This window comes from Micromonospora sp. NPDC049114, assembly GCF_040648635.1.
In the GTDB taxonomy this organism is placed as follows: domain Bacteria; phylum Actinomycetota; class Actinomycetes; order Mycobacteriales; family Micromonosporaceae; genus Micromonospora.
Genome location: NZ_JBEZEA010000001.1, coordinates 327,307 through 351,171 on the forward strand (window position 1 = coordinate 327,307; position 23,865 = coordinate 351,171).

The following is a 23,865-nucleotide window of genomic DNA, read 5'->3' on the forward strand; positions in this document are numbered from 1 at the left end:
CTGGGCGGAGTCGACGGCGCGCGAACCCCACCGGGTCGTCCTCGGGGATGACCACCCACGGGTGGACGCGGCCGGGCCGCCCCGCCGATACGGTCTGACAGGTGACAGCTCTCCTGCTGACCCGGCGGCTGCGGCCGGTGGACCTGTACATCGTGGACGCCGTGCTCGCCGTGGCGGTCGGTGGGCTGCTCTGCCCGTACGCGGCGCTGGAGTCGCCGCTGCACGGGGGCGTGGACGAACCGCTCTGGGTGTCGGTGCTCGTCGGGATGGCCATCGGGCTGCCGCTGGCCGCCCGGCGACGGTGGCCGATCCCCGTCGCCGTGGCGATCAGCGCGGTCACCACCGTCGCCCTGATCACTGGCGTGATCCCCAACTTCGCCGCGGCCGCGCCGGCAGTGGCCATCAGCCTGTCCTTCTACACGGTGGCCGTGTCGACCACCACGCGCCGGTCGCTGCTCTGCGCCGCCGGTTGTCTCGCTCTGGTGAGCGTCGCCCTGGTGCTGACCGCGGGTGACCTCTGGTCGCGGACCGGGGCGGTCGTCTACGCCACGGTCATGGTCGCGCCGGCCTGGGTGATCGGTTGGCTGATCCGGGAGCGACGCGCCCTCGCCACCCGGCAGAGCGACCAGCTGGTCCGTCAGGCCGCCACCGAGGAGCGGTTGCGGGTGGCGCGCGAGCTGCACGACGTGGTCGCGCACACGCTGAGCCTCATCGTGGTAAAGGCTGCCGTCGCCAACCACGTCGCCGAGGCCGACCCCCGCGAGGCGGGCGCCGCGCTCCGGGTCATCGAGGAGACCGGCCGCACCGCGCTGACCGATGTGCGTCGCGTGCTCGGCGTCCTGCGCGCGGACAGCCCGTACGCGCCGACGCCCGGGCTGGACGAGTTGCCGGTCCTCGCCCGGCAGGCGGCGATCGGCGGCGTCGACGTGCGGCTCGACGTGCGGCGGGAGGAGCCGGTCGGCGCGGTGCCGGAGTCGGTGGGCCTCGCGGTGTACCGGATCGTGCAGGAGGCGGTCACGAACGTGGTGAAGCACGCGGCGCCGGCGGCGTGCCGGGCCACGGTTACCGTTCTGCCCGACGAGGTGCGGGTGGAGGTGACCGACGACGGCCAGCGTCCGGTCCTGCTCGGCGGGGAGGGGCACGGGTTGATCGGGATGCGGGAACGGGTGGCGTTGCACGGCGGGGAGTTCCGTGCCGGCCCACGCTCCGACGGTGGCTTCGCGGTGACGGCCAGCCTGCCCTACCGGGTGGCCGCGTGATCCGCGTCCTGATCGCCGACGACCAGGCGCTGCTGCGCGGCAGTTTCCGGCTGCTTGTCGACCTCAGCCCGGACTGCACCACTGTCGGCGAGGCGGGCACCGGCGTGCAGGCCGTCGCGTTGACCGGGCAGCACCTGCCGGACGTGGTGCTGATGGACGTCCGGATGCCGGAGATGGACGGCATCGAGGCGACCCGGCGGATCTGCGCCGACCCGGCGACGGCCGGCACCCGGGTCATCATCCTGACCACGTTCGACCTCGACGAGTACGTCTACGGCGCGCTGCGCGCCGGAGCCAGCGGGTTCCTGCTCAAGGACACCCCACCGGCGGACCTGCTGACCGGGATCCGGGTGGTCGCCGCCGGGGAGGGGCTGCTCGCGCCGACGGTGACCCGCCGACTGATCGACGAGTTCGCCCGCCAGCCGGAGCCGACCCGGCCGCTGCCCCGACAGCTCGACGGGGTGACCGACCGGGAACGGGAGGTGCTGGCGCTGATCGCCCGGGGCCTGTCCAACGCGGAGTTGGCCGCGCACCTCAACCTCAGCCAGGCCACCGTCAAGACACACGTCGGGCGGCTGCTGACCAAGCTGGCGGTCCGTGACCGGGCGCAACTGGTCATCGTCGCGTACGAGACGGGCCTGGTGGGGCCGGGCGGCCTACGCTGAGCCGGTCGGCCGTGCACCCAGGAGGAGACATGACCCGGTACGTCGCGCTGCTGCGCGGAGTCAACGTCGGCACCACCCGCCTGGCGATGGCCGACCTGCGCCGGATCGTCACCGACCTCGGGCACGAGGCGGTCGAGACGTACCTCCAGAGCGGCAACGTGGCCTTCGGCAGCACCGTGCGCGACGCGGAGAAGTTGGCCGCCGGCATCGAGCGGGCGCTCGCCGACGAACTGGGGCTGACCGTGCCGGTGCTGGTCCGCAGCGGCCGGGAGTTGGCGGCGGTGGCGGGTGGCAACCCGTACGCCGAGGTCGAGGACGATCCGAAGCTCCTGCTGGTGGCGTTCCTGGCGACCCCTCCGGCGAAGGCAGTGGTGGACGCGCTCGCCGTGCCCGGCGGTGAGAACGTGTCGTTCACGGTGACCGGCCGGGAGGTCTACCTGCACTTCCCCGACGGTGGTTACGGCCGGACGAAGTTCACCAACGCCTACCTGGAGAAGAAGCTCGGCGTGGTGGCGACCACCCGTAACTGGAAGTCGGTGCGCGCCCTGGCGGAGATGGCCGCCGGCTGACCGGGCGGGCGCGGACGCCCGCCCGGAACCGGTCAGAAGTGGTACGCGGTCTCGTACTCGGGCACCAGCACCCGGCTGCGCGGCGAGATCCGACGCACCGCCGCGATCATGTCGTTGAGTCGGTCCCGGTCGGCCGGCGCGACGACCGGCGGATTCTGCAACGGCGTCTCGAAGTTGTCCCAGTGCACCGGCACGACGACCTTCGGGTAGTCCAGACCGGCCAGCAGCCGGGGCAGGTAGTCGCCGGTGGTGGTGGCGCTCTGCATGGCCACCATCGCCACGTCCGGCGCCAGGCCGGTGAGGTTGCGCTCGGCGACGTCGCTGGCTCCGGTGAAGTAGACCGACGGGCCGCGTTCGACCCGCAGCAGGTAGCCCAGCGTGTCGCCCTCCGGGAGGTCGGCGATGGTCGCCGGCTGCGCCGGCTGGCTCACCCGCACCCCGGGGAAGGCCACGGAGTACGACGCGTTGCGGCTGTGCAGCGAGCCGACCACCTCGATGCTGTGGTCGCCGAAGTCGAGCACCTCCCCGCCCTTGACGGCGCTGAGCTTCGTCGACGGCACCCCGTAGGCCAACCCCAGGTGGTACGCGGTGAGCGTGCCGAACACCCGCGCGCCGGTACGCCCGGCGATGTACGGGACGTCCATGAAGTGGTCCCAGTGGGTGTGCGTGACCAGGATGGTCGTGGCCCGGTCGACGCGCGGATCGATCACGTCGGTGCGCACGGTCAACGGGGCGTCGGTCCGGAACGGGGGGTTGAACAGCCCGGTGTCGATCCGGCTGAGGAACGGGTCGACCAGGACGATCCGGTCGGCGATGTCGATGCGCCAGCCGGCCGTACCCCACCAGCGGAAGCTGACCGCGCCGGTGCGGCCTCTGGCGGGCGTCGGCGCGACGGCCGGCGGCGCGGCCTGGGCCGGGGTGGCCGAGGTGGCGGCGAGACCGCCGGCCGAGACCAGGGCGGTGGTGGCGGCGGCGTCGCGCAGGAAGCGTCGACGGTCGAGGTTGGACATGCGGATCTACTCCCCGTGCTCGGGTGATCGGTCAGCACGAGCCAACCAGCGCCACCGCGCCCCGGTCCAAGATCGAACGCCTTCAGCTCCGATACGTCACCGCATATCGTGCCTGCTCAGCGGTCCCCCTTCGGCGCTCGGACGCCCGGAAACTCACTCGCCGCGCAGCGCCTCGACTGCCGTCCGGGCGGCAGTTCCCATCGCCAGGTCCACGTCGATCCGGCGCGGGGTCAGCTCGTCGGCGCGGGCGAAGACGGCGATGGCGTACCGGCCGCCGTCGGGGTATTCGGCGACACCGGCCTCCAGGTGCAGGCCGGGCAGGGTGCCGGTCTTGCCGGCGACCCGGACGCCGGGCGGGAAGCCGGCGGCCAGCCGGGTCCAGAAGAGCTGCCGGGCCATCCAGGTGCGGACCATCGCGCAGGCCGCCGCCGGGCCGGCCTGGTCGCGCCAGATCAGGGTGAGCAGCCGGGTGATCTCCCGGGCGGTGCTGCTGGTGGTGTGCGCGGGGTCGAAGACCCGCATGGCCTGGACCCGCTCCGCCGGCAGGGTCGGGAAGATCCGCGCGAACTCCGCCTCGGTCCGCGCCCCCACGTCGGCGAGCATCATCTCGACCAGTTCCCGAGGACCGCCGAGAACGCGGGTGCGGGTGAGGCCCAGCTCGGCGGCGAGCATCGGCAGCAGGTCCGGGCCGACCCGGCGCAGCAGCAGGTCGGCGGCCGTGTTGTCGCTCACCGACATGGCGAAGTACGCGAGGTCGCGCAGCGACACCTCGGCGTCGTCGACGCAGCCGGCCAGCCCCCACCCGCCGAGCCGGTCGGCGGCGGTGACCAGGACCCGTTCGGTGGGGTCGAGCTGGCCGGCGTCGACCTGCCGGGCGAACTCCAGCACCAGCAGGATCTTGAAGATCGACGCGATCACCACCTGCTCGTCGGCACGCACCCCGACCTGCCGGTCCATTCCGGCCGGGTCGACGGCGTCGACGTCCACCGCGTCCAAGTCGACGGCGTGCAGGCTGGCCGTCACCCCGACGCCCGCGAAGATGGCCTCGATCCGCTCCCCCACATCCACCCGGGCACGGTATCCAGTGGCGGTGGTCCGCCGCTGGCGTAGGGTCCGGCCGTGGACCTGCTCCGGCACCTGCGGCACTTCGTGGTGGTCGCCCACGAGCTGCACTTCGGGCGGGCGGCCGAACTGCTCGGAATGGCCCAGCCGCCGTTGAGCCAGTCGATCCAGCGCCTCGAACGGGAGCTGGAGGTCGAGCTGTTCGACCGCTCCCGCCGCCAGGTGCGGCTCACCACCGCCGGCGGTCTGCTGCTCGCCGAGGCGGAGGAACTCCTCGCCGGCGAGGGCCGGCTGCGCAACCTCATGGGGCAGGTCCGCGCGGGCGAGCTGGGCATCCTGCGGGCCGGAGTGCCGCCGGAGACCCCCGCGGTGACGCTGCGCGCGCTGCTCGACCAGCTCACCGGCCGAGCGCCCGGCCTGGACGTGGAGCTGCACGAGCTGACCACCGCCGAGCAGGTGCGGATGCTCACCGAGCGGCGGTTGGACGTGGGGCTCGTGCACCATCCGGTCGAGGCGGACGGGCTGCGCTTCGGGGCCCCGGTGGACGTACCACTGGGGGTACTGCTGCCGCGGACGTCGCCGCTGGCCCGCGGCCGGGAGGTGCCGCTCGCGGCGCTCGCCGGCCTCGACCTGGTGGCCGCGCCCCGGGCCACCGCGCCGGGCTGGCACGACCACCTGCTCGCGGTGTGCCGGCGGCACGGGTGGCGGCCGGCGCGGGTGCGGCCGGCGCGCAATCCGGAGTTCCTGTTCGGGCTGGTGCTGGCCGGCGGTGGGGTGGCCGTGGAGCCGGCGGCGCTGGCACGCCGGGAACCCCGGATCGCGTGGCGGCCGATCGCCGACGCCTCGCTGACGAAACGCACCTCGGCGGTCTGGCCGCAACGGTCGGCGCATCCGGCGGCCCCGATGGTCGGGCAGATCGCCGCCGAGGTGCTGGCCGTCGCCGAGCCGGCGCCGCCCACGCCGCCCTCGGTGCCGGCGGCGCGACCCTGGCCGGTGTTGTTCGACACGACCGGGTGAACCGGCCCGACGTTGCGCTCGTCACCTCGCGTTGGACGGTGGATCGTCCACCCGCCCGGGTATGGATGACGGATAACGAAGACGCGAAGGAGCCGCAGTGGCACTCACGATTCCTGACATCAGCCTGAACGACGGCACCACCATCCCGCAGCTCGGCTTCGGGGTGTTCCAGATCGAGCCGAAGGACACCGTTGCGGCGGTGACCACGGCCCTGGAGACGGGCTACCGGCACATCGACACCGCCGAGATGTACGGCAACGAGGCCGAGGTCGGCGAGGCGATCCGCGTGTCCGGCCTCGACCGGGGCGACGTCTACGTGACCAGCAAGCTGAACAACGGCTTCCACCGGCCGGACGACGCCCGCAAGGCGTTCGACTCGACGCTTGCCGCGTTGAAGATGGACTACATCGACCTGTTCCTGATCCACTGGCCGCTGCCGACGCTGTACGACGGCGACTACGTCTCGACCTGGAAGGTGCTGGAGGAGTTCCAGCGCGACGGCCGGGCCCGCTCGATCGGCGTGTCGAACTTCCAGGTGGCGCACCTGCGCCGACTGGCCGACGAGGCAAGCGTGGTGCCGGCGGTCAACCAGATCGAGGCGCACCCCTACTTCGGCAACGACGAGGTGCGCGCCTACGGCCGCGAGCACAACATCCTCACCGAGGCGTGGTCGCCGATCGCGCAGGGCAAGGTGCTCGACGACCCGACTGTCGTCGACATCGCCGAGCAGCTCGGCCGCACCCCGGCGCAGGTGGTGCTGCGGTGGCACGTGCAGCGCGGCGACATCATCTTCCCGAAGTCGACCACGCCGAAGCGGATCGAGGAGAACACCCGCATCTTCGACTTCGAGCTGGACGACACGGCGATGGAGCGGATCACGGCACTGGACAAGGGTGAGGCCGGGCGGCAGGGCCCGAACCCGGACACCTTCGCCTACGTACCCCGCTGACGCTCGAATGACGGCGCTGCCGCTCGGTCATCTGACCGGGCGGCAGCGCTCGTTCTCGCACGTTCACGAGCCGACGCGCTCGGCGAGCCGGCGGAACACCGCCTGGGTCGGCGAGCCGGGCTCGGGAACGTAGACGATCAACCGCTGCTCGGTCTCCGGCACCAGCAGCACCCGGCACTCGAACTCCAGCGGCCCCAGCTCGGGGTGCGCCACCCGCTTCACGATGGGACGACGTTCCTCGACGTCGTGCTCGGCCCACAGGCGAGCGAAGTGCGGCGAGGTGCCGAGCAGTTCGGTGACCAGCTCCCGGATCGCCGGGTCCGCCGGATAGCGGCCGTAGGCGGCCCGCAGATCCGCCACCGTGCTGTGCACGAACCGGCGTACGTCGGCATCGGCCCAGTGGGCGTCGGTCATCGGCTGCTGGAACGTCCAGCGGATCATGTTGCGCCGGGCGTCGGGCACGGTCGCGAGATCGCCCACGAAGTGCGTGGCCAGACGGTTCCAGGCCAGCACGTGGTAGGCGGCGTCGACGAGGTACGCGGGGGCTTCGGTCATCGCGTCGAGCAGGTGCCGCAGCCCGGGGCTCACCTCCCGGCTCGGGCCCACTGTCGCGGGCGGATGCTCACCGGCGATCCGGAACAGATACTCGCGCTCGTCGCGGCTCAGCAGCAGCGCCCGGGCCATCGCGGCGAGCACCTGCCGGGACGGGTGCGGCCCACGGCCCTGCTCCAGGCGGATGTAGTAGTCGATCGACATCCCGGCGAGTTGGGCGACCTCCTGTCGACGCAGCCCGGGGGTGCGCCGACGTGTCCCGTCGGGAAGGCCGACCTCGGCGGGGCTCAGGCGGGCGCGGCGGGTGCGCAGGAACGCCGCCAGTTCGTCACGTCGCAGGCCGCTGCTCGTCATCCCCCCAGCATGCCCCGGACGGAGTCGGCCAGGGTGGTACCGCCGGTCCCAGGCTCGGCCCGTCCCTGTCCCCAGGCCGTCGCCGGGGTGAGGCTCGACGGCATGACGAACACGATCGCCCTGATCACCGGGGCCAACAAGGGAATCGGCTTCGCCACCGCACGACAGCTCGGCGGCCTCGGGATGACAGTCCTGGTGGGCGCGCGCGACGCCGAGCGGGGTCGGGCCGCCGAGCGGAAGCTGCGCGACGGCGGCGCGGACGCGGTGTACGTGCCACTGGACGTCACCGACGCGGAGTCGGTGACGGCCGCCGCGAAGCGGGTGGAGGCGGAGTACGGCCGGCTGGACGTGCTGGTCAACAACGCCGGCATCGTGCGCGCCGACGGTGCGCGGGGGCTGCCCAGCGAGACGACAGTGGCGACACTGCGTCAGCTGTACGAGACGAACGTCTTCGGGGTGGTGACGGTGACCAACGCGCTGCTGCCGCTGCTGCGCCGGTCGCCGGCGGCGCGGATCGTCAACGTCTCCAGTGAGGTCGGCTCGATCGCGGTGATGACCGACCCGGACGGCGCGCTGTTCGAGTTGACCTCCGTGCCGTACCCGTCGTCGAAGGCGGCGCTGAACATGCTCACCGCCATGTACGCCAAGGAGCTGCGCGACACCCCGATCAAGGTGAACGCGGCGAACCCCGGCTACTGCGCCACCGACCTGAACGGCAACAACGGCTTCCGCACGCCCGAGCAGGGCGCCGAGGTGAGCGTGCACCTGGCGACGCTGCCGGCCGACGGCCCGAGCGGGCTGCTGTGGGGCTTCCAGATGGACGCCGGCGGCGGGTACGGCGTACTCCCCTGGTGAGACGACGGCTTGACCTGGAGCGCACTCCAGCCGCCAGGGTGGTCCTCGGGCGCCCACCGGCAGGGCGCACGAAAGGAGATCCCCATGCGGTACCGCACGATCGGCACCGACCCGGCGACCCGGCGCGAGGTAAGCGTGCTCAGTCTCGGGGCCATGCTGTTCGGCAGCGCCACCGACGAGGCCACCTCGTACGCGATCCTCGACCGGTACGTCGAGGCGGGCGGCACCTTCATCGACACCTCGGACAACTACGCGTTCTGGGTCGACGGCTCGCAGGGCGGCCAGAGTGAGGAGCTGCTCGGGCGGTGGCGGCGCAGCCGGGGCATCGGCGCCGAGATCGTCATCGCCACCAAGCTGGGTGCCCGTCCGTTGGCACCCGGCACCAGCTACCTGGACAACGCCGAGGGCCTGTCGGCGAAGGTGATCCGCGAGTCGGCGGAGCGCAGCCGCGACCGGCTCGGCGTGGAACGGCTGGACCTGCTCTACGCACACATCGAGGACCGCACGGTGCCGCTCGCGGAGACCGTGGAGGGCTTCGCCGAGCTGGTCGCCGAGGGCACTGTCGGCCTGCTCGGGGCGAGCAACCACCGGGCCTGGCGAGTGGAGCGGGCCCGCGCGCTCGCCGCAGCCGCCGGCCTCCCGGGGTACGAGGTGCTCCAGTACCACCACAGCTACCTGCCCCGGCGCACCGACCTGGCCAGCGAACTGGACCCGGACGGCGACCCGGGCGCCGCCGGCGGTGACCTGCTCAGCTACCTGCGCGCCGAGCCCGAGCTGGCCCTGGTGGCGTACTCGCCGCTGCTCAAGGGGGCGTTCACGCGGGCGGACAGGCCGCTGGGCGCGGAGTACGACCTGCCGAGCGCGCCCCGGCGGCTGGCCGCCCTGCGGGAGGTGGCCGGGCAGACCGGCGCGACGGTGAACCAGGTGGTGCTCGCCTGGTTGCTGGGCGGTGACCTGCCGACGATTCCGCTGGTGGGGGCCTCCTCGGTGGCCCAGCTCGAGGAGAGCCTGGCCGCTGTGGAGCTGGAGTTGACCGCCGATCAGCGGCACCGCCTCGACACCACCTGGTGACCCGCGGCGACCGCCCCGCTGACCTCAGTCGTCGGTCGGCGGGGCGGTCAGGTCGAGCTGCCAGTCGTTGGCACGCATCAGGTGCCCGGGTGGGTACTCGAAATTCGTCTCTCCGAGCAGAGTGAAGCCCGCCTTGCGGCAGACCGCGTTCGAGGCGGGGTTGTCGACGGACGGGTACGCGTGCGCGTAGCGCCGGTCCCGTCGGGCGCGAACCACGTCGAGAGCCGCGCGCACCGCGACGGTGGCCAGCCCCATTCCCCGGTACGCGGGCAGCACCGCCCAGCCCAGCTCGTACACCTGTCGGTCGCGCCACTCGCGCGCCCAGTAGCCGACGCTGCCCGCCCGCACGCCGTCCGGCAGCACCACTGTGAACATGCACCCCTGCCCGCCCTCGGCGAAGTGCACGTACCGGTCGTGGCGGGCGAGCACCTGCTCGTCGGTCTCCGGGCCGCCGGTGTGCCGGCGCGTGTCAGGTGAGTTGAGCTGCCGCAGCAGGTCGAGATCATCCTCGTGCCACGGTTCGATGCGTACCTGCGTCATTCCGCCCCCCTCGTCGACCCCAGTCAAGCCGATCCCACCGACATTCCGGCCCGGAACAGCGCCCGCTAGTTCCGATCTAGCGGGCGGGCGGTCGTCACCTCGCGCCCTGTGGTGGGCGGCGTCGTTGACCTCACCGACCACGACGTCGCCGGCCATCGAACGAGAGGTAGGGATGATGAACAGACGCTCCACCGGCCTGGCCATCGAGGCAGAGGGGCTCACCCGCTCGTTTGGGGAGACCCGGGCGCTGGCCGGCATGGACCTGCGGGTGCCCGCCGGCACCGTCTACGGCCTGCTCGGCCCGAACGGGGCGGGCAAGACCACAGCGGTCCGGGTGTTGGCGACGCTGCTGCGCCCCGACGGCGGCACCGCCCGGGTTTTCGGGCACGACGTGGTCACCGAGGCGGACAAGGTCCGCAGCCGGGTCAGCCTCACCGGCCAGTACGCCTCCGTCGACGAGGACCTGACCGGCACGGAGAACCTGGTGCTCCTGGCCCGCCTGCTCGGCCTGCGCAAGCCGGCCGCCCGCGAGCGCGCGGCGGCGCTGCTCGCCGCGTTCGGGCTGACCGAGGCGAGCGACCGGCAGGTGAAGAAGTACTCCGGTGGGATGCGGCGGCGCATCGACATCGCCGCGAGCATCCTCAACACGCCTGACCTGCTCTTCCTCGACGAGCCGACGACGGGTCTCGACCCGCGCAGCCGCAACCAGGTGTGGGAGATCGTCCGGGCCGTGGTGTCGCACGGCACGACCGTGCTGCTGACCACGCAGTACCTCGACGAGGCAGACCAGCTCGCCGGGCGAATCGCCGTCGTCGACCACGGCCGGGTGATCGCGGAGGGCACCCCGGGCGAGCTGAAGTCGTCGGTCGGCTCCGGCACCGTCCACCTGCGACTGCGCGACCCCGGTCAGCGGCCGCAGGCCGAAAAGGTGCTCCGCGAGGCCCTCAACGTGCCCGTGCAGCTCGCCGCGGATCCGGTCGCGTTGACCGCCCGGGTCGGCGAGGCGGGCAGCGACCTCGACGCCAGCGCGCAGGCCGCCCGCGCGCTCGGTGACCTGGCCCGCGCCGGCATCGTCGTCGACAACTTCTCCCTCGGTCAGCCGAGCCTGGACGAGGTCTTCCTGGCCCTGACCGATCATCCGGCCGTGTCGGCCGACGAGCGCGACGACGAGCTGGAGGCAGCCCGATGAGCGACACCACCACCACTACCGAACGGGCGCCGTCGGTCTACGTACCGTCCGCCGAGGCGCTGGCGACAGTCCTCGCGCCGGGCGCGCGGCCGGCCCGACCCAGCGCACTGGGAGCGTCGCTCACCTTCGGCTGGCGGGCCCTGCTGAAGATCAAGCACGTGCCGGAGCAGCTCTTCGACGTCACCGCGTTCCCGATCATCATGGTGCTGATGTTCACGTACCTGTTCGGCGGCGCCCTCGCCGACAGCCCGCGTGACTACCTGCAGTTCTTCCTGCCCGGCATCATGGTGACAAGCGTCGTGATGATCACCATGTACACCGGCGTCGGCCTGAACACCGACATCGAGAAGGGCATCTTCGACCGCTTCCGGACGCTGCCCGTCTGGCGGCCGGCCGCCCTGGTCGGCATGATCTTTGGCGACGTGCTGCGCTACGTCCTCGCCGCCCTGGTCATCCTCGGCGTCGGGTTGGCGCTCGGCTTCCGACCCGCCGGCGGCGTCGTCGGGGTGGCCAGCGGCATCGGGCTGCTGGTGATCTTCTCGTTCGCGTTCTCGTGGGTGTGGACGTTCTTCGGGCTGATCCTGCGCAGCGAGAAGTCGGTGATGGGGGTCAGCATGATGGTGCTGTTCCCGCTGACGTTCCTCAGCAACGTCTTCGTCGAGCCGAGCACCATGCCCGGCTGGCTCCAGGCGTTCGTGAAGGTCAACCCGGTGACGCAGCTGGTGGCCTCGGTGCGCGCGGTGATGGCCGGCGAGTCGGACCCGTCCGCCACGATGTGGCTGCTGGTGTGGAGCGTCGGCTTCGTGCTCGTCTTCGGCACGCTGACCATGTACAAGTACAACCGCCGCTGACCCCTCCCGTCCCCTACCGCCGCGATCTTGCACTTGCTGCCCCGACAAGAGTGGCGAAACCCCCTATTTCGGGGACCGAAAGTGCAAGATCGCGGCGGTGGGGTGGGTTAGAGGCGCCAGGGTGGGCGGGTCTGCGGGAGGTAGCGGCAGGTGGCGCCGGTGGTGACCGAATCGCGCAGGTGGTTGGCGAGCGCGGGATGACGGTCGTCGAGCTTGCGTAACGTGTCGCGGATCCGCGCGGTGACCGTCTTGCGGGCGCGTTCGGCCTCGTCGCCCAGGCGTCGGCTGCGGCCGGCCAGCCCCGCCGCGGCGCGCAGCTCGTCGAGCAGCGCGCCGCGCTCGGCGTCCAGCGCGACCACCTTCGCCTCGTCGCCGCGTGCGGCGGCGCGGTCGATCTCGTCGTCGAGGCGGGTCAGGTGCCGCCGGTAGCGGGCCTTCGCCTCGTCGTCGAGGACCGGATCGCCGCCCATCCGGCGGGCGGCCGCCAACACCGGCCCGGCGGCCGGATCGAGCAGCTCCACCGCCGGCACGTCGCTGCCGGGCCGACTCAGCAGCAGCTGCAGGTCGTGCAGGCCCTTGGCGTCGGGCAGATGCGCCACGACTCCGGCGTACGCGAGCCGCCAGACCGGACCGTCGCGTCGAAAGGCGTACCCCTCGGTCGTCGAGTCGGGCAGCGTCACCTCACGCCGCCCGACGACCTGGCCCACCTCGAAGGTGCGGCCCGGAAGGCCGACCCGGTCCGGCCCCGCGTCGTCGCCCCGGCCGGCGACGCGGTCCGGCCCGGCGGTGCGACCCGGCCCGGTGGTCCGGCCCGGCTCGGTGGTCCGGCCCGGCTCGGCGGTGCGACCCGGCTCGGCGGTGCGACCCGGCTCGGTGCTGCGGCCCGGACGGCCGACGTGGTTTGGCCCGGCGTCGTCGCCCCGGTCGGCGACCTGGTCCGGCTCGGCGTCGGCCGTTCCCGGGACGGCGAGCCGCAGGAGCACCTGTCGCATGCCGAGGGCGGTGGCCTCCCGTGCGGTGGTGGCGCGCAGCTCGGCACGCGTCGCGGCGTCGCCCGGGTGGTCGCGGCCGGCCAGGGCGTTCACCAGCCCGGCGCGAGCGATGAGCGACCAGGGGCGGAAGCCCATCCGGTCGGCGGCCTCGCGGGCCGCGGTGAATCCGGCGATGGCGTCGTCCCAGCGTTCCTCGGCGGCGTCGACCACGGCGAGCCAGTGGTCGACGGGCCCACTGATGTCGCAGCCGAAGAGCCCGACCGCCCACTGCCCTCGGTGCGGGGCCAGCGCGGCACGCGCGTCGCGGCAGCGTTGCGGATCGCGGGACGCGGCGGCGGCCTGCGCCCGCAGGCGCAGCCACAGCGGTGACACCGGGCGCGGGTAGTGGATGTCGGCGGCCTCGATGACGGCGGTCAGCCGCACCGCCGTCTCGTCGTCGCCGCGCTCGGCCGCCGTGATCGCCGACAGCAGCTCCCGGTAGGGGTAGTCGGTCGGCGCCCATTCGTGCAGCAGCGCGTCGATCTCGTCGAACCGCCCCTGCAACAGCAGCCGGGCCCAGCGCAGGTGATGACCCATGAAGGCGAACTCGGCGTGCCCTGGGTCGGACAGGTCGGTGATGACGGTGAACCGCTCGTCGGCCTCGGCGAAGTCGCCCCGGAACGCCGCGATGATCCCGCCGTCGACCGCAGCCGCCATGCGGGGACGGGCCAGGTCGCCCTGCTGACCCACGGTGACGAAGGCGGTGAACTCCTCGACGAACCCGGGGTCGCCCAGCTCCAGCAACGCCACCCAGCGCAGCGAGGTGGCCCACAACTCGGTCTCCCGGTCGCCCGAGCGACGGGCCACCTCCCTGATCTCGGCGGTGAGCGCGGCTCGCGCCGCCGCGGTGCCCAGACCCCAGGTGGTGTCGTGACGCGCCCACAGGCTGAAGGTGAGCGCCTCGTCGTCACGGCCGGAACGCGCGATGGTCTCCGTAGCGGTGATCAGATCGGCCACCAGCGTGGCCACCGACGCGGTGGCCGACGGCTCGCCGATCAACCGCTGGTACGCCTCGCGCACCAGGTTCGCGGTGTCGACCGAACGGATGGTGTCGACCTGGCGCGACCGGTGCACGGTGAGCGCGACGCGGGCCAGCAGCAGCGGGTCGTCGAGGGTGCGGGCCAGCGTCGCGGCCTCGGCGAGCAGGCGTACGGCCTCGTCCCGACCGGCGTGGTGATATTGCACCTCACCGAAGTCGACGAGCAGCCGGACCCGCTGCGCCGGGTCCTCGACGATCTCCAACGCCCGGCGGAAGTGCACCCCGGCCTCGTCGGCCGCGAGCCGGGCGAACGCGTCCCGCCCGGCGGCGACCAGCAGCTCGACGACCCGGGCCCGGTCGAGCGACGGGCCGGCCAGGTAGGCGTGTCGGGCCAGGTCGGCCGGGATCAGCCGGTCGGTCAGGGCCGTCGGCGGGTCCACCGCACGGACCACCGCGGCATGGCGGGCCTGCCGGTCGTCGGCGGTGAGCCCGTCGTAGAGGGTCTCCCGGACCAGGTCGTGGGCGAAGGCGAACCGGCCACTGCTGCGAGCCACCACCAGCCGGGCGGTCACCGCCTGGTCGAGCAGCCGGTCGACCTGGGCCGCCGGAGCCGCCGCGCTGGCCGCCAGGACCTCCCGGTGGAACTCACGGCCGAGCACGGCGGCAACGGTCAGCGCCTCGACCACCGTCGCGGGCAACTGGTCGAGCCGCTGGCGCACCGCCTCCCGTACGCCGGGCGCGATGGTGCCGGTCGTGCCGTCGGCATGCCACAACCGGGCGGTCTGTTCGACGAAGAACGGGTTGCCGCCGGTACGCCGGTGCACCTCGTCGACCAGGTCGGCGTCGGGCTCCCGTCCGGCGGTACGCGCCATCAACGCGGCCACCTCGTCGCGGGCGAGGCCGGTGAGGGTGATCGTGGTGGCCTTGGCGACCAGCGGCATCAGCAGCGGACGCAGCGGGTGCTCGCCCGCCTCGACCTCCGCGTCGCGGTACGTGCCGATCAGCAACAGCCGCTCGAACCAGGTGTGCTGCGCGGCGAACGCCAGCAGCCGCAGCGAGGCCGGGTCGGCCCAGTGCAGGTCGTCGAGGACGACCACCACCGGCCGGTGTGCCGAGACCGCGACCAGCGCGGCGGTCACCGCGTCGTACAGGGCGAACGCCTCCTGCTCGGCGACGTGGCTGCCGCCGGGCGGAGCGGTCCAGGTGGCGGCGAGGCCGGGCACGTCACCGCCGGTCTCGCCGAGCAGGGCGGCGAGGGCCGGCTCGGCGTCCGGTCGGGCGAGCGCCCAGTCGTCGGCGGAGCGGCGCAGGGCACGCAGGACCTGCACCCAGGGCCAGTAGCCGGGGGCGCTGTCGGAATCCCAGCAGGCCGCACCGAGCACGAGCGCGCCACGCTGGCGGGCCTCCCGCGCCACCGACGTGACGAGGGTGGTCTTGCCGATGCCCGGCTCGCCGGTGACCAGGACGAAACCGCCGTGGCTCGTGGCGGCCCGATCCAACTCGGCGCGCAGCAGACCCGCGGGGTGATCCCGCCCGATGATGGCGTCGCCGACCCGCGCGTCCATGGTTCCCAGACGGTACTGGACCCCACCGACGCTGAGCGTCTCGCTGTGACTGCCAACAAGCAACGGCTATCCCATGAATCCCTATCCTTCCCCATGGGGTTAGGATAGGGAACGATGACGGAAGAAATGTACTCGGTGGAACAGGTTGCTGACCGGCTCGGCCTGCACGTGCGGACGGTGCGCGGCTACATCCGCTCCGGCCGGCTGCGCGCCGTGCGGATCGGCAAGCAGTACCGGATCGCCGCCAGCGATCTCGACGCGTTCACCGGACGGCCGCCCGCCCCCAACGTGGCCGGCCAGGCGGAGGTGTCGAGCATCGTGCAGATCGACGGTGTCGACCGGGCCGCCGCCGACCGGCTCGGCACGCTCGTGCTGGCCAGCGTCAACACCGGACACGACCCGGCCCGGCCGCTGCGGGTGCAGACCGTGCACGACGATGACCGCCGCCGCCTGAAGATCATCATCCTCGGCGACCCCGCCGGCACCGCAGAGGTGCTGCACCTGCTCGACGCCGTCCTCAACGCCGACAACGGCCTGATCGACCGGGAGGTCCACGATGCCTGACGAGATCCAGGAACGCGCCGGGGTGCCGGTGCTGGTCTGCGACCCGGCCGGCCCGATCGTCGCCACCGAACAGGACGCGCTGGACCTGATCGGCGCGGCCTTCGCCGGCGCGCAGGTGGTGGCCGTGCCCGCCAACCGACTCGACGAACGCTTCTTCTCGCTGGGCACCCGCTTCGCCGGCGACGTGATGCAGAAGTTCGTCAACTACCGGCTGCGCCTGGCCATCGTCGGTGACATCTCGGCACACCTGGACGACAGCTCGGCACTACGGGCTCTGGTGCACGAATCGAACCAGGCCGGGCACATCTGGTTCGTCCCCGACCTCGACGCCCTCGACGAGCGCCTCCGCGCCACGGCGTAGTGCCATCTCCACCGCGTCCGCTTCCACACCGTGGCTGTTGGCCTGCTCGGCCGCCCAGCGCAGATAGGCCAGCCACTCCTCGGCCGACCAGCCGTTTGGCCGGTGGACACCGGCTTCCGCGGGAAGACGGCTGGCCACGACGCGGTCGAGAACCAACGGCTGCACCCCGCCGACGCCACGCCGGTAGCCGACGAAGTAGAGAACCTTGGTGACCAGGCCCGGCCCCAACCACGGCAGCCGAGCCTGGTCGGGGTCACGCAAGCGCCGGTACGCCCTACCCAGCGCAACGTCGTCGGGCGTCGGCCCCGACACGCCCTCGAGCGCGTACGCCAGGCGCGTGCCCTGCGGGTCAGCGGCGAGCGACCTGGCGGCACGCCACGGCCCGTAGCCGATCGGCCCGTAGGCCCAGGCCAGCACGGCGGCCAGCAGTTGCCGCGCGCTCGCCGACCCGGCCCGGTACGCCTCGGCGACCGCAAACGCGTCCCGCCGCCAGATCACGCCGGTCGACGGGAGGCTGTCGGGCCAGGCATCCGGCGGCAGCCCACCCCGCCAGCGGTCGACGCGAACCGCCACCGGGACCTCATCCGACACCATCACATCTCCGGTCACCTGCATGGCCGCCCCCTTTCGATCCTGCGCCTGCCGTCGGACGCTACGGACGGGGACGCCCACCTGCGGACCGCTGACGCCATATCGCGGTATCAACCGGGAGCGGGCTCACGACTAGCCGCCCGGCGACCGGGTACGCGTGCCGCATGGGTAGCCACAAGCAGAACAAACACGACAGTGGTGGCGAGTCGGCGCGAGGTCGGCGCCATCCGGGCAGCGGCGCTCCGGGCCGCCAGGGTTCGACAGTTGAGCATTCGCCAGACCAACGGCACCGCCGTACAGCGACCGGCCCCGCCGGCACCGAACGCGACCAGGGCCGGGCCAAGGTCTCCGGCGACGGACGGATCCAGCGCCAAGGCGGTTCGTGAGCCGAGTCCCATAGCCTCCCGGAAGGCGACGTCAGCCGGTGCGAGCCGCCGGCGGGCGAGCGCCCAGCAACTCGGCGAGGCTCACCATCGCGGCCTGGAAGCCGACCCGGTCGGCGGCATGGAACCGTCGGAAGAACCAGCCGGGTACGCGGGCCTGCCTTTGCCGAGTGTGAAAGAAGCGGTGCTCAAACGCGTACACGACTCGGACTCGACTTCACCTGAGTTATGGATTCCGTCTCTCAGGGAGCGGGGACATCAGGCCAGGATCACCTGTTACGCCATCAGTGCCGCCCGGAGGGGCGAGCGCCATCGCCAGCCGCTGAACCGGAGCCCGGAAGTCGATCTCGTCATTGCCATAGAAGGCACGGTAGAAGATTCCACTGGGCGCTCGCGGGGCCTGGCAACGTGTCCTGAAGAGCACATCTTGCACCTGCCGCGACAGCAATATCAAGTCGGCGTCCGGCAGCGCTCCAGCGGCCTTCGTCGCAGCCTTCAGGACCTCCTCCTCCGCAAATACACACGCACGTTCGCGATCTTTCGCGATCGCTCGTTGCTGACGAACAACATCTATCCCCAGCAATAGCCCACCCAGCGATGGAATGTACCATCGCAGCACGATTTCACCTACAGTAAAATCGCCGATAAATCCCACTACCGCGCCAGCGAGGGTCCACACCAACAAGACTCCCTGAATCACGTTCGCGTACCGCCGTCGAATCCTCGAACCCCATCCGAGATTCTGGATCTGACGAGCGAGGACGTTGAAGGGACGCGGAAGGTTCGGCACGTGATCCCAGTCATCGGAGATTTTCCGTCTCGCAAACTTGCCGCTCAGCCGACTGACATCTTCCGAGCGAACCACGGGGCCCGCAAGGACCGTGTTCCAACCCAACCCGAACAGCTCCGCTTCGAACATCTCCTGGAGCTTGGCAGCGCGATTTAACTCCATCTCGACCCATGATGCGAGACCAATCGAATACACACCCGCCCACACAGCACCGAGCACGGTTATCCATGCTGCGGGAAGTGCTGTCACGGTGACCACCGCACCAGCTACGGCAATAACCGCCGACAACGCGAGCCGAACACTCGCTAGAACGCGAACTCGCGCGTGTGAAACCGACATGGCCTTCAGCGTCGTCAGCGCCGAAGGCGTGATCTGAGCTTTGACGAACAGGGGCTCAGGCGGAGGCATGCGGGCACTATACCGAGCGACTGCAGGATTGAGGATTGCCCGAAGACCTGAGTAACATCGGTGCCGATGAACCAGAAACTCGGTCAATACGCCGCTGACCTGGACCGATATGTTGGCGACTCAGAGGTGCTGCGGGCTCTCGAAGCGTGGGCACAAGATCAATCGCTTGCCGTAGACGTTCCCGGAGTGCCTTGGCGCCGACGTGGCGGCAGTGGAGCACTGCTGGTGCGGCTCCAGATCACCTCCAGCCGGAGGGCCGCCAAGCCGACTGACACGTTGATGAAGGTCTGCGCCCAGGGAAGCCCAGCGAACGAGCCAGAGAATCATGAACGAGCCTGGCTAAACGCACCAGCGTTCGCAGGTCAGCATCTCTTCATGCAACTCTTTCCTCCGGTTGCCATGAAGGACGGACGCACCATCATGTTCCTGGAATCGCCCAAGGCTTTTCTGGACGCCAGGACATTGGGAGAATTGCCGACTACTCTCCAGCGGGAAGCGGCCACGGCAACCATCCGACTAGTTTTCCGAGAATGGAACAATCCTGGGAGTCTCAGACGGATAACCACCTCCGCCAGGAGCTTCATCCGCCTCGAATTGGGCTGCACACCGCAAGAAGATGATGCCGCCGGGACGCGGATCGGTCAAACCGGCCCCTCGTACACCCAAAGCGACGCGGCCGACCCGGTGATTCAAGTAGGCATGCTGCCATCGGGGCTGCTTCAGCGTCTGGCCGGCAGATCCCACCTCCGCGCCAAGTCAGTCGAGTACATATCAGGGCACAGCCACGGAGACCTGCACCTAGACAACATTCTTGTACCTCCGACAATGGATCCGAAGGTCACGGCTCACGATATCCGCCTTATCGATCTCTCCGGATACAATCCGTCTGCCCCCCTGTCACGAGATCTGGCCGCCCTCCTCCTCTCTTCCGTCCTGTCGGCGGTTCGAGATGGAATGCCCGATTCGCAAAGCAAAGCCCTCACCCATGCACTGCTGAAAGAAAGCCCGACGGTGACTTCAGCAGCAGATGAGTCGACCTCCACTCTTACGGTTCAAGCGATACGCGCCGCAGCTGTTGGCTGCTTAGACCCATTCCATCGTCAGATTTTTCATAAGCAATACCTGCTCTCGCTGCTATCCCAGTCACTGCTTTACACTTCGTACAGCAACGTTGGCCGGTCAGGCCATCATTGGTATCTGAACTTAGGCGCCAGAGCCGCAGATGCCTACACCGAGGCTCAGCCGTATTCTAAATAGACACAAGTCCTGAACCAGCGCCAAGTGCGAAAGACCCGAGGCAGTCAGCTCGCCGGGCGCTGACGCCGCCAGGTGGGAAAATCTGATAGACCTTCGTTAATCACAGTTACGATTCGGCCATGCGTGCCCGCCGCGTCACCGCCGTCGTCGCCCTCGCCGTGCTGGCGAGCCTGCTCACCGTCGCCTCCGCCCGCGCCGACGACACCCCGGCGCTGACCACCCCCGGCAGCCCGACGGTGCTGGCCAACGAGCCACACCAGCTCACCCTGACCTGGGCGCCGGCCGCCTGGGCGGGTGAGCCGACCGGCGACGGTCCGATCAGCTACGAGGTGCAGGCGCCGCTGGGCCCCTACACGTACCGCCTCCTCGGCACCACCACCGCCACCACCCTCATGCTCACCGACCTGGCGCCCGGCACGACGTACCGGATCGCGGTCGCCGCCCGCGCGCCCGGCGGCTACTCCGACAGCTCCCCCACGACGACCGTCCGCACCGCCGCCGGCCGGGCCACGGTCAGCTACCGCAACCTGGACTGGTCACCGACGAACAACCAGATCCAGTACGTCCTCCAGGTCACCAACACCGGCGGCGGGCCGCTCGACCTGAGTACCGTCCGGGTGCGCTACCATCTGCGCTTCGAGGGCGGCAACACCTCGCTGGTGACCAACTGCGACTGGGCCGCGCTGGGCTGCGACAAGGTCCGGCAGACAGTGCTGTTCTTCGTCCCGCCGGGGACGCCGCCCGGCTATCCGGTCCCGGGCACCACGATCCCCGGCTGGGTCGAGCTGACCTTCACCGGCGGGACGCTCGCCCCGGGCGCGTCGACCGGGCCGATCCAGCTCCGCCACCACCGGCACAGTTGGAGCGACATCGACGAGCGCGACGACCCGAGCTGGCTCGCTCCCGCAGGCCAGTGGACCGAGAACGACCGGATCACGCTGGACGTCGACGGGGTCCGCGAATTCGGCGACACGTTCTGACGCGATCGCGAGTCAGCGGGTGAAGGTGACCGGCGTGTGGACGTGGGCGGCGGGAAAGCCGAGGGACCGCAGACGCGACCGGACACCGGCCAGCATCGCGGGCGGACCGCACACGTTGACGGACGCGTGCCGCGAGGACCCGGGTCGTCTCCCGCCGATCGAACGTCGTCCGGCTCGGGCAGACTGCGGTCATGACGGAACGCCCGGTGCTGTATCTGGTGGTGTGCGCCGCCGGTCCCGCTGAGCACATCGACGAGCTGGTCGACCTGCTGATCGCCGACGGGTGGCAGGTGTGCATGATCGTCAGTCCCACCGCCGCGCCGTGGCTCGATCGGGCGGCGTTGCAAGAAAAGACCGGCTATCTCGTACGCGTCGAGTGGCGCATGCCCGGCGACCCGGAGCCGCACCCGCCGGCCGACGTGGTGGTGGCCGCGCCGGTCACGTTCAACACGGTGACGAAGTGGGCGCTGGGCATCAATGACACGCTGGCGCTCGGCGTGCTCAACGAATCGCTGGGCGCGGGCCTACCGATCGTCGCCTTTCCACACGTCAAGGCGGAGCTGGCCCGTCACCCGGCGCATGCGGGCCATGTGCGGGTGCTGCGCGCAGCGGGTGTTGTCATCGCCGACGGTAGAGTGCTCAGCCCGAGGCAGGGATCGACTCCGTGGAGCGCAGTCGTCGAGGCAATACGCTCGATTCGCCCTTCTTGAACCCTGTCCGGCGCCAGGCGGTGGGTCGGGGATAGTCGTGTCGAATTCGACTCGAATCCTGCCGTCGCAGTGCCACTAGCCCGGCTGGTCGACGGCACGGGCGTGTCGCCCGCTGGTCGGCCGCTCGTCGCCGTGCCCCGGCCACCACGCCTTGTGCCCGATCAGCGCGGTCAGCGCGGGAACGAAGAACATCGACATGACGAACGCCGACAGCACGATGCCGATCGCCACCGCGAAGCCCATCTGCTGCAGGAACGAGATCGGCGCGAGCAGCAGCACCGCGAACGTCCCGGCCAGGATCAGTCCTGCTGCCGCGACCGTCGGACCGGCGTGCTGCACGCCGATGGCGGCTGCCTCATGCGGCTCGCTGCCTTCCCGCGCTTCCTCGCGTAGTCGGGCGATCATCAGGATGTTGTAGTCGGTCCCGATGGCCACGACGAAGAGGTAGAGGATGATCGGCAACTGGAAGGTGACACCTGGCTCGCCTTGCAGCCCTTGGAAGAGGTAGACGGTGGCGCCCAGCGTGGCGGCGAAGTTGAGCAGCACCGCAATCACGAGGTAGATCGGCGCGACCAGGCTGCGCAGCAGCAGCGCGAGGATCAGCGCGATCAGGCCGGCCGCTACCGGCAGGATCACCGACAGGTCGCGGTTGTTCGCCGAGTTGATGTCCGCGAAGATCGCGGTGGTCCCGCCGACCAGCGCCCGGGTGCCAGGCGGCGCCGACGCGTGCACGGCGCCGCGCAGGTCCTCGCGGACGAGGGTGATCGCCTCGTTGGAGACCGGGTTCTCGTTGAGCAGCAGGTTGACCCGGGCCACACTCGGGTCGGTGCTGCGCTCCGGAGGCTGCGCCTGACCCACACCCGGGGCTTTCGCTACGGCTGCAGCAAAGTCGTTGACCTGTTGCTCGGTCAGCGGCGACCGGTTGGTGGTGGTCAGGTAGACCTCGGTCGGGGCGAGCGCACCGGCGGCGAACCCGCGCTGGAGGTCCTGGGCGGCCTTCGCCGACTCGGTGTCCTGTGGGAAGCCGGCGCTGAAGTCGTAGTCGGCCTTGTAGCTCAGTACGCCTGCGGCGAGCGCGACCAGGATGACGCCGGAGATCGCCGCGACGAGTGCCGGCCGGCGCCCGACTGTGGTGCCGAGCCGGTGGGACAGGGTGGCCTTGGGCGTACGCTGCCACGCCTTCGACGGCCAGAAGACGTACCGGCCGAGCAGGGAGACGACTGCGGGGACGAGGGTGAGCGAGGTGACAAGCATGACGCCGACCGCGATGGCGAGCGCCGGGCCGAGCGAGCCGAAGAAGCCCAGGGAGGCGAGGAGCAGCACGAGGAACGCGACGATTACCGCTCCGGCGGCCGAGGTGATGACCTCGCCGACCCGCTGGACGGTGACGATCATCGCGGTGCGCTTGTCGTCGCCGGCGCGCAGTCGCTCCCGGTAGCGGAAGAGCAGAAACAGGATGTAATCGGTACCGATGCCGAACAGCACGATCAGCAGGATCGTCTGCAGGTCCTGGCTGACACTGAGATCGAATGCCTTGCCGGCGGCGGCGACGAGACCGGTCGTGATGCTCAGGACGACGCCGACGACCACCACGGGCAGCAGTGCGGCGATGGGACTCCGGAAGATGATCAGGATCAGTCCGATGATCAGGATGATCGTCGCGATGCCGACCACGGCGAAGGCGTTGTTGAAGGTGTCCTCGTTGTCGACGAAGCTCGCCACGTCGCCGGCCACGCCCGCGGACAGTCCACTGTTCGCCAGCTCCGGGCCGATGTCCGCCCGCAGATCGCGGACGGCGTCGAGCAGCGTCGGATCGTCAGGGGTGGGGGCGTCCAGCCCGACGTTGATGATCTGCACCGACTTGTCCGGCGCCACAGCTGGCGGACCGGTCAGGTAGCCGGACGTGTGCGGGATGTTCCTGGCCTTGAGCGCCTGGGCGAGCTGGCCCACCTTCGCCTCATCCGCCGGCGTGAGTTTCTGACCGTCGGCGCGCTTGACCACGATGACGGCGGTCGCGGTTGCCTGCTGCGGAAACGCCTTCTGCCCGAGCTCGGTGGCCTGTACGGACTCGTACGAGCGGGGCAGGAAGCTCTCCTGATCCGCTGAGGTGATGTCGCTCAGCGATGGCGTGGTGGCGATGATGGCGGCCGCCGCCAACACCCACCCGGCGATCACCCACCACGCTCTGCCCACAACGAATCTGCCCAGCCGCTCGAACATGGTTTCCCCCGTACGTTCGACACCACCGTCGTCTGGGCCTGGAGCGCCCAGGGCGGACACCCCATCACTCTTGTGGGTGGTCT

At 70.8% G+C, this 23,865-nt stretch carries 23 protein-coding genes; 14 read left to right on the forward strand and 9 right to left on the reverse strand.

What is annotated here, in order from left to right:
* Positions 1 to 101 precede the first annotated feature (101 nt).
* From AB0B39_RS01525 to AB0B39_RS01535, 3 genes are read left to right on the forward strand one after another with little or no spacing between them, the layout of a single operon-like run.
* Entirely contained in the window at positions 102 to 1,259 is a 1,158-nt protein-coding gene (locus AB0B39_RS01525) for a sensor histidine kinase (RefSeq protein ID WP_357493932.1), read from the forward strand.
* Complete coding sequence (locus AB0B39_RS01530; RefSeq protein ID WP_234581547.1) at positions 1,256 to 1,924, forward strand: response regulator transcription factor; 669 nt, start codon at positions 1,256 to 1,258, stop codon at positions 1,922 to 1,924. The genes AB0B39_RS01525 and AB0B39_RS01530 overlap by 4 nt, the downstream gene beginning before the upstream one ends.
* Positions 1,925 to 1,953: 29 nt before the next feature.
* Positions 1,954 to 2,493: a DUF1697 domain-containing protein gene (locus tag AB0B39_RS01535; RefSeq protein WP_357493930.1), complete on the forward strand. Its 540-nt coding sequence runs from the start codon at positions 1,954 to 1,956 to the stop codon at positions 2,491 to 2,493.
* Between the two features lie 32 nt (positions 2,494 to 2,525).
* Here AB0B39_RS01535 and AB0B39_RS01540 read toward each other — a convergent pair whose 3' ends face one another.
* Together AB0B39_RS01540 and AB0B39_RS01545 are read right to left on the reverse strand one after the other, a co-directional pair.
* Complete coding sequence (locus AB0B39_RS01540) at positions 2,526 to 3,503, reverse strand: MBL fold metallo-hydrolase (protein ID WP_357573218.1); 978 nt, start codon at positions 3,501 to 3,503, stop codon at positions 2,526 to 2,528.
* 153 nt (positions 3,504 to 3,656) lie between these two features.
* Positions 3,657 to 4,571, reverse strand: a complete 915-nt coding sequence (locus AB0B39_RS01545) for a serine hydrolase (protein ID WP_357493926.1) — start codon at positions 4,569 to 4,571, stop codon at positions 3,657 to 3,659.
* Positions 4,572 to 4,622: 51 nt separating this feature from the next.
* Here AB0B39_RS01545 and AB0B39_RS01550 point away from each other — a divergent pair, with 51 nt between their 5' ends.
* A complete protein-coding gene (locus AB0B39_RS01550) occupies positions 4,623 to 5,582 on the forward strand; it encodes a LysR family transcriptional regulator (protein WP_357573219.1) in 960 nt (319 codons plus the stop codon).
* A 97-nt stretch (positions 5,583 to 5,679) separates the two neighbouring features.
* The gene (locus tag AB0B39_RS01555) at positions 5,680 to 6,531 is read left to right on the forward strand and encodes an aldo/keto reductase (protein WP_357573220.1); all 852 of its coding nucleotides are present in this window, start codon (positions 5,680 to 5,682) and stop codon (positions 6,529 to 6,531) included.
* Positions 6,532 to 6,594: 63 nt separating this feature from the next.
* Here the strand turns inward: AB0B39_RS01555 and AB0B39_RS01560 are convergent, their stop codons facing one another.
* Positions 6,595 to 7,437, reverse strand: a complete 843-nt coding sequence (locus AB0B39_RS01560; protein ID WP_357573221.1) for a helix-turn-helix transcriptional regulator — start codon at positions 7,435 to 7,437, stop codon at positions 6,595 to 6,597.
* A gap of 102 nt (positions 7,438 to 7,539) precedes the next feature.
* Between AB0B39_RS01560 and AB0B39_RS01565 the strand changes: the two genes are divergently transcribed.
* Positions 7,540 to 8,292: an SDR family oxidoreductase gene (locus AB0B39_RS01565; protein ID WP_357493918.1), complete on the forward strand. Its 753-nt coding sequence runs from the start codon at positions 7,540 to 7,542 to the stop codon at positions 8,290 to 8,292.
* An 84-nt stretch (positions 8,293 to 8,376) separates the two neighbouring features.
* Complete coding sequence (locus tag AB0B39_RS01570; RefSeq protein ID WP_357573222.1) at positions 8,377 to 9,363, forward strand: aldo/keto reductase; 987 nt, start codon at positions 8,377 to 8,379, stop codon at positions 9,361 to 9,363.
* 24 nt (positions 9,364 to 9,387) lie between these two features.
* Here AB0B39_RS01570 and AB0B39_RS01575 read toward each other — a convergent pair whose 3' ends face one another.
* On the reverse strand, positions 9,388 to 9,903 hold the full coding sequence (locus AB0B39_RS01575) for a GNAT family N-acetyltransferase (RefSeq protein WP_357573223.1): 516 nt from the start codon (positions 9,901 to 9,903) through the stop codon (positions 9,388 to 9,390).
* Between the two features lie 175 nt (positions 9,904 to 10,078).
* Here AB0B39_RS01575 and AB0B39_RS01580 point away from each other — a divergent pair, with 175 nt between their 5' ends.
* Both AB0B39_RS01580 and AB0B39_RS01585 read left to right on the forward strand, forming a co-directional pair.
* Positions 10,079 to 11,092: an ATP-binding cassette domain-containing protein gene (locus AB0B39_RS01580; RefSeq protein ID WP_357573224.1), complete on the forward strand. Its 1,014-nt coding sequence runs from the start codon at positions 10,079 to 10,081 to the stop codon at positions 11,090 to 11,092.
* A complete protein-coding gene (locus tag AB0B39_RS01585) occupies positions 11,089 to 11,943 on the forward strand; it encodes an ABC transporter permease (protein WP_357493910.1) in 855 nt (284 codons plus the stop codon). The genes AB0B39_RS01580 and AB0B39_RS01585 overlap by 4 nt, the downstream gene beginning before the upstream one ends.
* Positions 11,944 to 12,050: 107 nt before the next feature.
* On the opposite strand, the gene AB0B39_RS01590 is transcribed toward AB0B39_RS01585, so the two are convergent.
* Positions 12,051 to 15,518, reverse strand: coding sequence for an AAA family ATPase (locus AB0B39_RS01590; RefSeq protein WP_357573225.1), 3,468 nt, complete (start codon positions 15,516 to 15,518; stop codon positions 12,051 to 12,053).
* A gap of 114 nt (positions 15,519 to 15,632) precedes the next feature.
* On the opposite strand from AB0B39_RS01590, the gene AB0B39_RS01595 reads away from it, so the two are divergent.
* Both AB0B39_RS01595 and AB0B39_RS01600 read left to right on the forward strand, forming a co-directional pair.
* Positions 15,633 to 16,082, forward strand: a complete 450-nt coding sequence (locus AB0B39_RS01595) for a helix-turn-helix domain-containing protein (protein WP_357573226.1) — start codon at positions 15,633 to 15,635, stop codon at positions 16,080 to 16,082.
* Complete coding sequence (locus AB0B39_RS01600; RefSeq protein WP_357573227.1) at positions 16,075 to 16,443, forward strand: DUF4180 domain-containing protein; 369 nt, start codon at positions 16,075 to 16,077, stop codon at positions 16,441 to 16,443. The genes AB0B39_RS01595 and AB0B39_RS01600 overlap by 8 nt, the downstream gene beginning before the upstream one ends.
* Here the strand turns inward: AB0B39_RS01600 and AB0B39_RS01605 are convergent.
* The 3 genes from AB0B39_RS01605 to AB0B39_RS01615 form a co-directional block, all read right to left on the reverse strand.
* The gene (locus AB0B39_RS01605; RefSeq protein WP_357573228.1) at positions 16,348 to 17,058 is read right to left on the reverse strand and encodes a hypothetical protein; all 711 of its coding nucleotides are present in this window, start codon (positions 17,056 to 17,058) and stop codon (positions 16,348 to 16,350) included. The two genes, AB0B39_RS01600 and AB0B39_RS01605, sit on opposite strands and share 96 nt — an antisense overlap.
* 393 nt (positions 17,059 to 17,451) lie before the next feature.
* Complete coding sequence (locus AB0B39_RS01610; RefSeq protein ID WP_357493900.1) at positions 17,452 to 17,619, reverse strand: hypothetical protein; 168 nt, start codon at positions 17,617 to 17,619, stop codon at positions 17,452 to 17,454.
* A 24-nt stretch (positions 17,620 to 17,643) separates the two neighbouring features.
* On the reverse strand, positions 17,644 to 18,615 hold the full coding sequence (locus AB0B39_RS01615; protein WP_357493898.1) for an S-4TM family putative pore-forming effector: 972 nt from the start codon (positions 18,613 to 18,615) through the stop codon (positions 17,644 to 17,646).
* Positions 18,616 to 18,681: 66 nt separating this feature from the next.
* Between AB0B39_RS01615 and AB0B39_RS01620 the strand changes: the two genes are divergently transcribed.
* From AB0B39_RS01620 to AB0B39_RS01630, 3 genes are all read left to right on the forward strand, one after another.
* Complete coding sequence (locus AB0B39_RS01620; RefSeq protein WP_357573229.1) at positions 18,682 to 19,872, forward strand: hypothetical protein; 1,191 nt, start codon at positions 18,682 to 18,684, stop codon at positions 19,870 to 19,872.
* A 119-nt stretch (positions 19,873 to 19,991) separates the two neighbouring features.
* Complete coding sequence (locus AB0B39_RS01625) at positions 19,992 to 20,852, forward strand: cellulose binding domain-containing protein (RefSeq protein WP_357573230.1); 861 nt, start codon at positions 19,992 to 19,994, stop codon at positions 20,850 to 20,852.
* 191 nt (positions 20,853 to 21,043) lie between these two features.
* Positions 21,044 to 21,562 (forward strand): flavoprotein, encoded by a 519-nt coding sequence (locus AB0B39_RS01630; RefSeq protein ID WP_357573231.1) that lies wholly within the window; start codon positions 21,044 to 21,046, stop codon positions 21,560 to 21,562.
* A 75-nt stretch (positions 21,563 to 21,637) separates the two neighbouring features.
* Here AB0B39_RS01630 and AB0B39_RS01635 read toward each other — a convergent pair whose 3' ends face one another.
* Positions 21,638 to 23,755, reverse strand: coding sequence for an MMPL family transporter (locus AB0B39_RS01635; RefSeq protein WP_357573232.1), 2,118 nt, complete (start codon positions 23,753 to 23,755; stop codon positions 21,638 to 21,640).
* Positions 23,756 to 23,865 lie beyond the last annotated feature (110 nt).